Source organism: Paractinoplanes globisporus DSM 43857 (genome assembly GCF_000379645.1).
Classification (GTDB): Bacteria; Actinomycetota; Actinomycetes; order Mycobacteriales; family Micromonosporaceae; genus Actinoplanes; species Actinoplanes globisporus.
This window is the reverse complement of sequence record NZ_KB903294.1, coordinates 174,832-187,689: the sequence shown is the minus strand read 5'-3', so window position 1 is coordinate 187,689 and position 12,858 is coordinate 174,832. Positions and strand designations below refer to the sequence as shown.

Below are 12,858 nucleotides of genomic sequence, written 5' to 3'. Positions count from 1 at the left end.
CCTGAACGTGGCTCGGCTGCTTCCACCGCCCGGAAGCGGCCGGGCCACTCGGCCTTTTGGGCCGCCCTGTGGTGGGCCGTCCTGCGGTGGGCCGTCCTGCGGTGGGCCGTCCTGCGGTGGGCCGTCCTGCGGTGGGGCCGCCCTGCGGTGGGGCCGCCCTGGGGTGGGGCCGCCCTGCGGTGGGGCCGCCCTGGTGGGGCCGCCCAGCGTTTCGGGCCGCGCGGCCTTCGGCCTCAGACCTCGGGGTCGTCGCCCGTGCGGATGCGCTGGTAGTGGCGGCGGGCCTTCAGTTTGTTGCCGCAGGTCGCCATCGAGCACCAGCGGGCGCTGTTCGACTTGCTGTGGTCGATCAGGAAGCGGGCGCACTCCTCGTTGGCGCACGGGCGAAGGCGGCCGGGGCGGGTGCGCCGCAATTCGTCCCAGGCCTCGATCGCGTGGACCAGCACGGCACGGGCGCCGTGCAGATCGACCGTCCAGATCAGACCCCGCTCGCCGATCGCCGGGCGGGACACGACGCCGTCCAGGAGCGGGGCCAGGGCCGAGGGCGGACGCTCGCCGCGGACCACGGCCTGGAGCAGATCGCGACCCTCGCGCAGGATCGCTGCGTCCTCGGCGCGGGCGGGGATCCGGTGCTCCCGCAGCCACCGATTCGCCGAGTCGTCGGCCAACTCGTCGGTGGGCGCGCCGGCGATCACGGGCGTGCTGTTCAGCAACGCCAGCAGAGTGCCCTCGTCCGTCATGCCTAACCTCCAAAGCTCACTTGACAGGTTACAGCACCGCGTGGCAGGTTACTAACCGTCAAAAGCTTTCAAGGAGGTTAGGTCATGATCGAGGTTCATTACCGGTACGCGACCGTCGACGGCCGGCGGCTCTTCTACCGCGAGGCCGGCGACCCCGCGAAGCCGGCGATCGTCCTGCTGCACGGGTTTCCGACCAGCTCGTTCATGTTTCGCGAGCTGATCCCGCTGCTGGCCGGCGACTATCACGTGATCGCTCCCGACCATCTGGGATTCGGCCTGTCCGATGCGCCGGGCGCCGACCAGTTCGACTACACGTTCGATGCGCTCACCGAGCTGACCGCCGGGCTTCTCCGGCAGCTGGGTGTCGAGCGCTACGCGATGTACGTCCAGGACTACGGCGCGCCGATCGGGTGGCGGCTCGCGCTGCGCGACCCGGAGGCGGTCGCGGCGATCGTCACGCAGAACGGCAACGGGTACGACGAGGGCTTCGTCCCGGAGTTCTGGGCGGGCGTCTGGGAGTACCACAAGGACCGCAACCCCGAGACCGAGGCGGCCATGCGCGGAGCGCTCACCCTGGAGTCGATCCGCTGGCAGTACCTGACCGGCGTGGCCGACGAGACGCTCGTCGACCCGACCGCCTGGCACCACGACTTCGCGCTGGTCTCCCGGCCCGGCAACGACGCGATCCAGCTCGATCTGTTCGCCGACTATGCGACCAATCCGCCGCTCTATCCGCGCCTGCACGATTACTTCCGATCGTCCCGGATCCCGCTGCTCGCGGTCTGGGGCAAGGGCGACGGCATCTTCGGTCCCGACGGTGCCCGGGCGTTCGCCACCGACCTTCCCGGCGCCGAGATCCACCTGCTCGACGGCGGTCACTTCCTGCTCGAGTCCGCGGTCGGCGAGGTGGCCGGACTTATCCGGAACTTCCTCGGTAAACACTCCTGGTAAATCGGGCGGCGGCAGGCCAAGATATGCGCGGAGGTCGATGTAATGATGATCGCGCGCGCTCTCGTCGTACCCCTGCTGCTTGGTCTTGTGGCGCCGCTGAGCGCGACGGCCCCCGCCGGAGCGGCACCACCGTCAAAGGCCGCCGCCGCCGCGTTTGTGCCACCGCTGAGCACGCGCGGACGGTACATAGTGGACGCCACCGGCGCGCGGTTCAAGCTGAAGTCGGGGAACTGGCACGGCGCCAGCGGGACGTGGAACGGGTCCGGGGACGTCGATGACGACGCGAACCATCACGCGGGGGAGAACTCGCATCGCATTCCGCTCGGACTCGATCGGGCGCCGCTCGCCGACATGGTGTCGAGCTTCAAGGAGATCGGCCTGAACAGCGTGCGGCTGCCGTTCTCCGACGAGATGATCGGTGACACGCGGCCGGTGACCGATGCGGCGGTCGCGGCCAATCCGCAGCTCAAGGGCAAGACCCCGATTCAGGTGTACGACTCGGTGGTCGCGGCTCTGACCGGCGCGGGGCTCGCCGTCATTCTCAACAACCACACGAACACGACCCGCTGGTGCTGCGGCGTCGACGGCAACGAGCGCTGGAACGCCGCCCAGTCCACCCAGCAGTGGGAGGAGAACTGGCTGACGATGGTCCGGCGCTACCGCGACAACCCGTACGTCGTCGGCGCCGACCTGTACAACGAGGTGCGGCGGGACGTGTGGGACGACCCGAACTGGGGGAGCGGCGACGAACACGACTGGTTCGCCGCGTCGCAGCACCTCGGCGACCGGATCCTGCGCGAGGCCAACCCGAACCTGCTCATCGTCGTCGAGGGCATCAACTGGACCGGGATCCCGGTGGACGGGTTCGCGCACGGGCGGCCGACTCTGACACCGGCCCGCCGGCTGTCGCACACGCTGGTCGCCTCCGGCAAACTGGTCTACTCCGCGCACTTCTACGACTACACCGGCCCGAATCACAGCGGAGCGACCGGGATCGGCGAGACCAGCGACCCGCGCTACCGCGACCTCAGCCGCGACGATCTGTTCACCGTGCTCTACCAGCAGGCGTTCTTCGTCACGGCCGAGCCGGGCCAGCACTTCACGGCGCCGCTGTGGGTCAGCGAGTTCGGGGTGGACGGCAGCGCGCCGGAGGGGTCGCTGCAGCGGCAGTGGTTCGCGAACTTCGTCGACTACCTGATCCAGACCGACGCCGACTTCGCCTACTGGCCGGTGGTCGGCTGGTCGGAGACGCGCGGCGGGAACAACTGGGCGCTGGTCTTCTGGGACAAGAACGGCCAGAAAGCGACCGGGGACGCCTGGCGCGCCGAGATCTGGAACCGGCTGGTGGCGAGCGACGGACGCACCGGTGTGATCGATCCCGTCCCGCGGTGGTCGATGCTCAGCCCCGATCACGGCGACTTCGTCCAGTCGTCGACGCTGCGCGACCGCCCGGACTGGGACTCCGGCGCGCGCAAGGCGGCCTGCCCCGACGGCCAGCGCCTCGACGGGCTCGCCCACACCGGCAACCGCGGCCTGTGCACCGGCATCGCGGCCACGGTGACCGGCTACCAGGTGGTGACCGACGAGCGCTACGTCACGACCGACTGGGCCTCCGGCTACTCGAAGCTGCAGTGCCCGGCCGGCGCCTACCTGGCCGGCTACGCCGTGCGGGGCGCCGCGATGTCGAGCGCGATCTGCGCGGTGCCGGCCACGCCACTGGCCGGCGGCGGCCGCACGGTGTGGTTCGACCGTGGCGACAACCGTCCGTCCGGCAACCCCGGCGGCGACTTCGCCGACGGCAACTACAAAGGCCAGTGCGCGCCGGGCGAGTACGCGGCGGGCGTCGCCTACACCGGCCGCATCGGCAAGTCGCGCACCCCCGACGCGCTGTACTGCAGGTAAATATCGCTTGGGCCGATTTGGCAGGATTACGGGGTGACACGGGGACCGGTTCGTTATCTGTGGTGGCTGGCGAGGGAGTACAAGGGACGCGTCGGGCTCGGCGCGATGTTCGGCTCGCTGTGGTTTCTGAGCCTCGCCTTCACGCCGTACCTCATCTCCCAGGCCATCGACCGGGGCCTGCACCCGCACCGGGTCGAGGCGCTGGTCTTCTGGTCGGCGGCGGTGCTGGTGACCGGTGTGGCCAGCGCGGGGCTCGGCATCATGCGGCACCGCAGCATGACCAAGCTGCGGCTGGCGGCGGCGTTGCGCACGGCCGACCTGGTCATGACCCACGCGACGCGGCTCGGCTCGGCGCTGCCCCGGCGGGTCACCGCGGGCGAGGTGGTCACGATCGGCATCTCGGACGTGTGGACGATCGGCCGGGCCATGAACGTCGGCGGCGTGGGCGCGGCGTCCGCGGTGGCCTGCGTGGTCATCGCGATCCTGCTCGACCGCACCTCGCCGAAACTGGCCCTGGTCGTTCTCATCGGCGTCCCGGTGCTCGCGCTGATCGTCGCGCCGTTGCTGCGCCGCACCCAGCGGGCCGGGTCGCGCTACCGGGAGCGGCAGGGCCGGCTCAACGCCCGCCTCGTCGACGTGCTGGGCGGCCTGCGCATCCTCAACGGCCTCGGCGGCAAGGAAAATCATCTGCGGCGGTACGAGGGACAGTCCGCGGCCCTGCGCGACCAGGGCTACCGGGTGGGCGGCCCGTCGAGCTGGATCGGCGCGCTCGGCGACGGGCTGCCCGTGGTCTTCCTCGCCGTGGTGATCTGGCTGGCGGCCCGGCTCGCGGCGTCCGGCGAGATAACGGTCGGCCAGCTGATCGCCGTCTACGGGTACACGGCGATGCTGGTCATCCCCGTCAACGTGCTCATCTTCTGCGGCTTCGACGTCACGCACGGCCTGGTCGCCGCCCGCCGCGTCACCGACTTCCTGCGGGTGCCGCTGGACGACCCGTCCGGCGCGCCGCCACCGGACGGCCCCGCCGTGCTGGCCGATCCCGAGTCGGGTGTCGTCGCGGAACCGGGCCGGCTCACCGCCCTGGCCGCGAGCACCCCGCACGACGCCATCGCGGTCGTCGACCGGCTCGGCCGCTACGGCCCGACCGGCGCCACCTGGGACGGCCGTCCCCTGGAGGAGCTCGCGCTGCCGGGCCTGCGCGAGCGGATCCTGGTCGCGCACCAGGACGCCGACCTGTTCGCCGGCCCGCTGCGCGACGTCGTGGCCGGCCCGGCCGATCCCGACGACGACCGGGTACGCGCCGCGATCGCCACCGCCGTCGCCCAGGACGTGGCGACCGAGCTCGACCGCGAGGTGGAGTGGAGCGGCCGCAACCTCTCCGGCGGCCAGCGGCAGCGGCTGCGCCTGGCCCGGGCCGTCTACGCCGACCCGGAGATGCTGCTCGCCGTCGAGCCGACCTCGGCCGTCGACGCGCACACCGAGGCCGCGATCGCCCAGCGGCTGGCCGAGGCGAGGGCGGGGCGCGGCACGGTCGTGGCCACCACCTCGCCGGTCCTGCTCGACCGGGCCGACGTCGTGCACTACCTGGTCGACGGCCGGGTCGCCGCCACCGGTACGCACCGCGAGCTGCTCGCGACCGAGCCGGGCTACCGAACGCTGGTGACCAGGGTGTTCGGGGAGGAGGACGAATGAGCAGCACTCTCCCCGTGGCCGACCAGCGGGCCGTCGGCCAGGCCGCCCTTCGCCTGCTGGCCGCCGACCGCCGCTCGGTCGCCGCGATGATCACCTTGAACGCGCTGGCCGCCCTCGCCGCCCTCGGCGGTCCCTGGCTGCTCGGCCGGGTCATCGACACGGTCACCTCCGGCGGCGGCGCCCACGCGATCGACCGGCTCGCCTTCGGGGTGCTGGCCTGCGCGATCGCGCAGATGGTGCTCTCCCGCTTCGCCCTCTCGATCGCCTACCGCTTCGGCGAGCGCACCGCGGCCCGCATCCGCGAGGGCTACCTGCGCCGCGCGCTCGCGCTGCCGGCCGCCGTCATCGAGCGGGTGCCGGCCGGTGACCTGGCCGCCCGCGGCACCACCGACATCGACGCGGTAGCCACCACCCTGCGCGACATCCTGCCCAACCTGCTCGTCGGCTTCGTCCAGATGATCTTCATCATCGGTGCGGTGCTGCTGGTCAACCCGCTGCTCGGCGGCGTCGGCGTGCTCGGGCTCTCCGGCATCTGGTTCGTCACCCGGTGGTACCTGCGCCGGGCGCGGAACGCGTACCTGGCCGAGGGCGCCGCGAACTCCCGGCTCGCCGACGAGCTGGCCGCCACCACCGAGGGCGCCCGCACCGTCGAGGCGTTCGACCTGCGGCAACGCCGGCTGGACGCCGGGCACGCGGCGATCGCCGAGACCCGCCGCACCCGGATGGCCACTCTCGCCCTGCGCAGCGTCTTCTTCCCGCTCGTCGAGACGTCGTACGCGGTGCCGGCCGTGCTCGTGCTGTTGCTCGGCGGGCTGCTCTACCTGGACGGTCAGGTCAGCCTCGGTACGGTCGGCGCGGCCGTGCTCTACCTGCGGCAGTTGGTCGGTCCGCTCGACTCGATCCTGATCTGGATCGAGCAGTTGCAGTCCAGCAGCGCCTCGTTCGCCCGGGTCGAGGGGATCGCCGCGATCCCGGCTCCGCCACCCTCGGCCACCGAATCGCCCCGGGACGACCGGATCGAGGTCGTGGGCGTGCGGTACGCGTACGGGAAAGGCCCTGATGTCCTGCACGACGTGGCTCTCACCGTCCGTCCCGGCGAGCGCCTCGCGATCGTCGGTCTCTCCGGGGCCGGAAAGTCCACGCTGGGCCGGCTGATCGCGGGTGTCGACCGACCGGCCGCCGGCTCGGTCACGGTCGGCGGTGTGCCGATCGCCGACCTGCCGCCCGACGAGCTACGCCGCCAGGTCGTGCTGGTCACCCAGGAGCACCACGTGTTCCGTGAGTCGCTGCGGGACAACATGATGGTCGCCGCGCCCGACGACGAGCTGCGCCGCGCGCTGGCGACGGTCGGCGCGGACTGGGCCGACGACCTCGACCGCGACCTCGGGGAGCACCCGCTCGACGGCGCCCAGGCCCAGCAGCTCGCGCTGGCCCGGGTGGTGCTGGCCGACCCGCACACGGTGATCCTCGACGAGGCGACCGCGCTGCTCGACCCGACCGCCGCCCGCACGGCCGAGCGCGCGCTGGCCGCGGTGCTGCACGAGCGGACGGTCATCGCGATCGCGCACCGGTTGCAGACCGCGCACGACGCCGACGAGGTCGCGGTCATGCGCGACGGCCGGATCATCGAGCTGGGCAGCCACGACCAGCTGGTCGCGGCGGACGGGGAGTACGCGGCGCTCTGGCGCTCGTGGCACGGCTCCGACCTGAACCTCGCCTAGTGCGGTGTCCACGAACGTTGACCGGGTCGGGTCCGGTGGTGTTGTGGATCCTCGTCCAGGGGTGTGGGCGAGCGACTCCCCATCCTGGGTGGTGGGGCGGGCCTCCGCCGGCCAAGGGACCCTGCCGTCGCTGTCCGGGGTGGTCGGCGTCGGGGGTCACGCCGTGCCGTGGCGACTCCGGGCAGGCCCCTTGGCCAAGGCGCGGGCGGCGACGGCGCGGTGGCGGTGTTTGGTGTCGGCCAGGTGCGGCCGGTGCTCAGCCCGGATCGCCCGCCCAGACACCAACAGCGCCTCACCGCCGGCTCCGGCGGCCGCGAACGGGTGGATGATGCCGAGGTCGACGCCGGCCACCCGGCCGGGGTCGGGGGCCTGCCCGGCCGGGTAGGTGGTGACCGGCAGTTCCGCGGTGACATCGATCCACAGTCGGCCGTCGGTGAACAACAACGTCACCGACCGCACCGTGCCCGGCGGGTAGGGCACATGCCGGTCCAGGCGGACCAGCAGCGGTGGGCAGCCACTGGCGGTGGGCAGGCGCAGGGTGCGGCCGGTGGCGGTGAAGGTGCCGTGGTACCAGCGGATCGGCATGAGGGCCCGCCGCCGGCGCGGGTAGTGGACCTCGATCGTGCCGGCTTTGCGGCGGGCGGCTGCGGAGAACCAGGCGTCGGAGTAGCGGCGCATCCTCCGAGTCAACCCGGTGAACGTTCGAGGACACCGTACTAGCTCATCACCGGGAACAGGTCGGTGGAGGCGCGGCCGGTGGCGGCCTCGACGAAGTCGATCGGCGGCGCGATGTGGGCGAGGACGTCGGCGGAGTGCTCGAGCCCCGCGAGCGGCACGTCCGGTGTGTGGCCGAGCGCCCGCTGCACGTCGAGCAGGTGGACGGTCGCCTCGACGATGCCGATGCTGACCGCCTCGCCCAGCGGCAGCACCGCCCGCCCGAAGTAGTCGACCGTCGCCTCGCCCAGCCCGCGCGCCTGCGCGATCGCCTGCGGCCCGGTCGTGGCGAACTGGTCGACCAGCTGATCGACCGTGTACCGGTTCGCGTCGTCGCGCCCGGCCTCCGCGACCCGGTCGCGGGTCGTGTTGGCGATCCCGTCGGGCACGTTGAACTCGGCCAGCAGCGCGGCCGCGGTGTCGTGGGTCGGCGCGGCGTCGGTCACCCGGCCGACGAGGATCGAGAAGCCGAACGGCCAGCCGGCCGAGTGCGCCCAGAGGGCCCGCAGGTCCCAGCCCTCCAGCCGGGTGGGCCGGCGCCAGTCGTCGTCGGCCAGGCCCTTCCCGGTCGCGGCCCAGACCGACCAGAGCGCGTCCAGTGTGGTGAGGCGGTCATCGATGGACATTGCTCGACCTTAGCCACATCGTCGGATCACCGGGAGACGCTGCGACAAGTCCGGTCCCGGCGAGGTGCCACAGGTGGGCCAGGGTCTCGGCCACGGCCATCCGGCGGAGGAAGCCGTGCAGGCCGTCCCAGCCGCGCGACCAGGTCAGGGCGGCGGCGACGTGCCAGGTGGTGGGCTCGTCGAGCAGGTCGATCGCGCGCAGGATCTCGGCGTCGCGTTTCTCGTGGTGGGCGACGATCTCGGCGGCCCGCGCGTCCACGCCGCGAAAACGCCATTCATGTGCCGGCAAGGCTTCGTCGGCCACGAACGCTCTCGTTCGATGCAAAGAGGTCAGGTACGCCCCGAGCGGGTCGCCCGACGAGGTCGGCAGCACCGCGATGTTCGGCGTGATGCGGGGCAGCAGGTGATCGCCGGTGAGCAGGATGCCCGCCTCGGCGTCGTGCAGGCACAGGTGGCCGGGGGAGTGCCCGGGGGTCCACACGGCCCGCAGATCGCGGCCGGCGAGGGGCAGCCGGTCGCCGTCCTCGATCGGCCGGTCCGGGCCGGCCATCGCGAGCAGGGCCGCCATCCGCTCGGGGCGTACCTGCATGGTGGCGATCTCGTCCTCCGGCACGCCCTGCCCGCGCAACCACGCCGGGTCGGTGCCGGGATGGCGGCCGCGCCAGGCCCGGGCGGGCAGGGAGGCGGCCTCGGCCGGGTGCATGCCGACCCAGGCGCCGCTCTCCTCGCGCAGCCAGCCGGTCAGGCCGTGGTGGTCGGGGTGGATGTGGGTGAGCACGATCCCGGCGACGTCGGCCGGGGTGGCGCCCGCGGCGGCGAGCCCCTCGGCGAGCAGGCGGCGGCCGTCGGGGCTGTCCCACCCCGGGTCGACCAGGAGAAGGCCGGCGTCGTCGGCGAACGCGTACGCCAGCGTGTAACGCATCGGGTTGTCGGGGATCGGCACCGGGATCGACCACACGCCGGGGCGAGGCTGCTCGACGGGCGGCAGCACGTGCCGTTGCCAGGCCTCGTGCTGCGCCTCACCGGTGATCATCGAGGCCGTCGTCATCGCGATCAGACTAGGCGGTCACCGTGATTGTGGCAGCCCGGAAGCGGGGGTGACGCCGGGTGGGCCGTCCACGCCGCCACGAGACAGCTCATCGGCGGGGCGCCCGCCGGCATTGAAGGATGAGCGCGACCCACCCGGCCGCGCGCACAGGGTGCCAGGCCCGCTTCGGACCCGGTTCAGGTTTTGTTCAGGCGTCCCGTGCCCGGCCCGAATCTCGGGGCCGGTTCCACGTCGATCTCGTGCATCGCCGTGGCGTAGTCGTCGTAGGCCCGCCTCGCCTCGCCGTGCCGTCCCGCCGCGGTCAGCACCCCGATCAGCCCGAGGTGGGCGGCCTCGTCGTACCGGTCGGTGGCGACGATCCGGCGGTACCAGCCGGCGGCGGTCTCCGGCCGCGCGCCCGCCGCGAGCCGCCGCAGCACCTCCCGATGCAGATCGGCGAGGGCCACCCGGGCGCTCTCGTCCCCCACGCACAGCTCTCCGGTGTAGAGCGCCGCGACGGCCTCGAGCCGTTCCTCGTCGTGGGGCGCTGCGAGAGCCGACCGGGCCGCCGCGGTGAAGGCGGCGGTGTCCAGCGCGACGTTCCGGGTGTCGAGCCGCGCGGAGGCCTCGTCGGCGGTCAGGAAGAAGCCGGCCGGTCGTCGGTGATCCGGATCGATCACGCCGCGCACGGTCGAGATCAGAACGGCCAGGCGCCGTCCGGCGATACCGGCCTCCGCATCGGGCCACAACGCCGCGGCCAAGGTCTGCCGCCCGATCGGCCCGCCCGCTCGTGCGGCGAGGAGTTTCACCAGGTCGCGCGCCTTCCGCGACTGCCAGGCCGCGGTCGGCACCGGCGCTCCGGCCAGCAGCACGGCGAACTCGCCGAGAGCCTGGATCGCGACCTCGGCGACGGGTGGCGGCCCGAGGGCAGCCAGCGGTCCGGCGATCTGCCACACCCCATCCCGTACGCCGAGGGCCTGCAACCGGCGCCGGCCGACCGCCTCGGTCGGCTGGTCGCCGGTGAGCCGGGCCCGGACGATCGCGTTGGTGGCGGTGGCCAGCCCGTTGCCGACCTCGGCCCAGATGGCGGCCGCCTCGGCCAGATCGGAGAGGCGGCCGGTCAGCGACCGTTCGTCGGCGAGCGCCCCGAGCTCGAGTGCCTCGGCCAGCCCGGCGGCGTCGCGGCGCCGGCCAGCCTCGGCCTTGGCCCGCGCGGCGTGGAGGGCGGCCGGCGGCCGCTGCCCCGCCGCCCGGTCGGCCGCGTCCGTCCCGGCGGAACACAGCGCCACCCAGCCGGCCGCCAGCTCGGGCACCACCGCACCACCGGCCGTGTCCGTCTCGAGGGCGTTCCGGGCGGCGCGGGCGGCCTCGGCCGGGTCGTCGGCAAAGGCGGCCCGGGCCAGACCCGCCCACGCCTCGGCCAGCACCTGAGCGTTTCCGGTCGGCTCGGCCAGCGCGATCGCCTCGCGGTAGGCGGCCACGGACTGGCTGGCCAGCCCCCGCTGCCGGTGCACCCGGGCGATCGTGAGCAGTCCGAAGGCGGCCTGCGGCGAGCCCATCCGCTGCCAGCCGCTCAGCGCGGCATCGGCGTCCTCCCGGGCCCGGCGAAGCTCCCCGAGCCCGAGCCAGGACTCGGCCCGGTTGTGCCGGGCCAGCGCCAGGAACTCCGGGAGGGCGGCCTCGTCGCCGAGCCGGATGGCCTCGTCCAGCTCGGCGATCGCCGCCCGGTACCGGCCCTCCTCCAGCAGCCGCGACCCGATGTTGGTCCGGATCCGCACCTGCTGCCGTACGTCCGAAGCGCGCTCGGCGGCACTCAGGGCCAGCACGTAGGCATGCTCGTTGGCCGCCCGGTCCCCGGCTTGATAGGCCGCGAGGGCCCGCGCCACGTAGGCTGCGGCCCGGGCGGCATCGTCCGCGCTCGCCTCGGCCGCGAGGACCGCTTGTTCGGCCAGCGCTCCGACGTCCGCGCCGCCCTGCGCCCAGCTGAGCGAGGCCCGCCCGGCCAGCAGCTGCGCCCGGTCCGCCAGCTCGGTGCCGTCCTCCGCTCGCTCGGTCAGCGCGTCGCCGGCGTCGCTCGCGCGGGCGTAGATGAGGGCGGCCGCGTCGAACCGGCCGCGGGCGTGCAGAAGGACACCGATCCGCCAGGCGACCCCGGCCGGCAGCGGCCCCTCCGGCGGCAGCAGGCGCAGAGCCTCGTCCAGGCGGCCGGCCTGGGCGGAAGCTGACGCCGGATGTTCGCTCACCATCGGCGAACAACCTACCGAACCGGCCGGGCCGGTGGGGCTACGGCGGGTAGGAGCAGGCGGCGGCCGCGGCCGAGGTCTGGTCGGCGGTGCTCAGCGCGGTCGCCGGGAAGGCCGTGCCGGAGACCGTGCGCGCGGACACGACCGGGGTCGGGCCGTCGCCGCCGACGCAGGCCGCGGCGGCCAGCAGCACCGGCTTGCCGTCCTGGGAGGGGACGGCCTTCCAGCGAGCGGTGAAGCCGGGGTGGTCGGCGGTCTCCTCGGTGAAGCCCACCTGGCGCCAGCGTCGCTCCGCGGGCTGGTCGCCGTCGGGGTCGAAGAGCGCGGCGAAGCCGACGATGTCCAGACGAGTGCCGGTGGCGATCAGTCGCAGGGTGCCCGTGCCATTGACGGCCAAGGCGATCGCTTGCGGTCCGGGATGGTCGTCGGTGCAGCGCGACGGCGCGAGCCCGGGCGGCGGGTTGCCGTGCACGATGCCGGAGGCCACGACCTCGCTGTCGGGCAGCTTGAACCACCGTACGTCCGGGGTTCCGCCGGTCGTGTCGTGGATTTTCTCCCCGAGGCAGTAGCCGACGAAGCCGACCGTGCAGCCGCTCGGGATGGTCTTCGTGACCGGTGCGTCGCGGACGGCGCCGGTGTGGACCCGCGCGCCCGCGCCGTAGGTAAGGGCGGTGAACGCCGGGTGCCGGACCGCGCCCGGGCAGCCCTTCGAGTCCCCGCGGCGCGCCAGCACGACCGCCCCGATCCCCCCGACGAGGAGCAGTGCCGCGATCGGCACGACGAGCTTCCAGGGCCGGCGGCGCCGGGCGGATGCGGCCGGGGGCGGTGGCTCGGCGGTGGGGGAGTCGAGGGGTTCCGGTGTGGTGGCCGGGGTGGGTGGATCGGGGAGGGCTTCCCACCGCGTGCGCCACAGCTCGGCGTCGCCCCGGCAGGCGCCCACGTAGGCGAGAACCACCTCGAGCGACGGCTTGCGGACCCCGCCCGCGGCCTCGGAGAGCGTCGTGGCGCTGTACCCGGCGACCTTGGCCAGGGCGCGGTAGGTCGGGCTGCCGGCGTCGGCGCGGACCTTGCGCAGGTCGTACGCGAAAGCCTGGAGTGGACCGCCCAGCGGATCCACCGCCCTCTCCCGCCGTGCCACCCAGCCCCTCCCGGCGCGCAGCGCCCGGCCGAGTGCCGGAATCGCCGGGAGCATCATGCCGTCGGCGGCCCCGGCCGACAAGGACCCATCGACTCGTGTCGCTA

The 12,858-nt window shown here is 73.5% G+C and carries 10 protein-coding genes; 4 read left to right on the top strand and 6 right to left on the bottom strand.

The annotated features are described in order from the left end of the window. Positions 1-233: 233 nt before the first annotated feature. Positions 234-740: a CGNR zinc finger domain-containing protein gene (locus A3CQ_RS0100795; protein ID WP_020509003.1), complete on the bottom strand. Its 507-nt coding sequence runs from the start codon at positions 738-740 to the stop codon at positions 234-236. An 84-nt stretch (positions 741-824) separates the two neighbouring features. Here A3CQ_RS0100795 and A3CQ_RS0100790 point away from each other — a divergent pair, with 84 nt between their 5' ends. The 4 genes from A3CQ_RS0100790 (at position 825) to A3CQ_RS0100775 (ending at position 7,006) form a co-directional block, all read left to right on the top strand. After that, positions 825-1,691, top strand: coding sequence for an alpha/beta fold hydrolase (locus A3CQ_RS0100790; RefSeq protein ID WP_020509002.1), 867 nt, complete (start codon positions 825-827; stop codon positions 1,689-1,691). A gap of 42 nt (positions 1,692-1,733) precedes the next feature. Further along, positions 1,734-3,593 carry a glycoside hydrolase family 5 protein gene (locus A3CQ_RS0100785; protein ID WP_020509001.1) on the top strand — a complete coding sequence of 620 codons (1,860 nt, stop codon included), beginning with the start codon at positions 1,734-1,736 and terminating at the stop codon, positions 3,591-3,593. A 105-nt stretch (positions 3,594-3,698) separates the two neighbouring features. Next, a complete protein-coding gene (locus A3CQ_RS0100780; protein WP_020509000.1) occupies positions 3,699-5,285 on the top strand; it encodes an ABC transporter ATP-binding protein in 1,587 nt (528 codons plus the stop codon). After that, positions 5,282-7,006, top strand: a complete 1,725-nt coding sequence (locus tag A3CQ_RS0100775) for an ABC transporter ATP-binding protein (protein ID WP_020508999.1) — start codon at positions 5,282-5,284, stop codon at positions 7,004-7,006. The genes A3CQ_RS0100780 and A3CQ_RS0100775 overlap by 4 nt, the downstream gene beginning before the upstream one ends. 156 nt (positions 7,007-7,162) lie before the next feature. On the opposite strand, the gene A3CQ_RS0100770 is transcribed toward A3CQ_RS0100775, so the two are convergent. From A3CQ_RS0100770 to A3CQ_RS56930, 5 genes are all read right to left on the bottom strand, one after another. Then, positions 7,163-7,684, bottom strand: a complete 522-nt coding sequence (locus tag A3CQ_RS0100770) for a hypothetical protein (protein ID WP_020508998.1) — start codon at positions 7,682-7,684, stop codon at positions 7,163-7,165. A gap of 38 nt (positions 7,685-7,722) precedes the next feature. Then, positions 7,723-8,346 (bottom strand): maleylpyruvate isomerase N-terminal domain-containing protein, encoded by a 624-nt coding sequence (locus A3CQ_RS0100765; RefSeq protein WP_020508997.1) that lies wholly within the window; start codon positions 8,344-8,346, stop codon positions 7,723-7,725. Continuing rightward, entirely contained in the window at positions 8,333-9,394 is a 1,062-nt protein-coding gene (locus A3CQ_RS50940; RefSeq protein WP_020508996.1) for an MBL fold metallo-hydrolase, read from the bottom strand. The genes A3CQ_RS0100765 and A3CQ_RS50940 overlap by 14 nt, the downstream gene beginning before the upstream one ends. Before the next feature lie 176 nt (positions 9,395-9,570). Then, a complete protein-coding gene (locus A3CQ_RS0100755) occupies positions 9,571-11,619 on the bottom strand; it encodes an ATP-binding protein (RefSeq protein ID WP_020508995.1) in 2,049 nt (682 codons plus the stop codon). Positions 11,620-11,656: 37 nt separating this feature from the next. Then, a complete protein-coding gene (locus tag A3CQ_RS56930; RefSeq protein WP_026205160.1) occupies positions 11,657-12,835 on the bottom strand; it encodes a helix-turn-helix domain-containing protein in 1,179 nt (392 codons plus the stop codon). Positions 12,836-12,858: the final 23 nt, after the last annotated feature.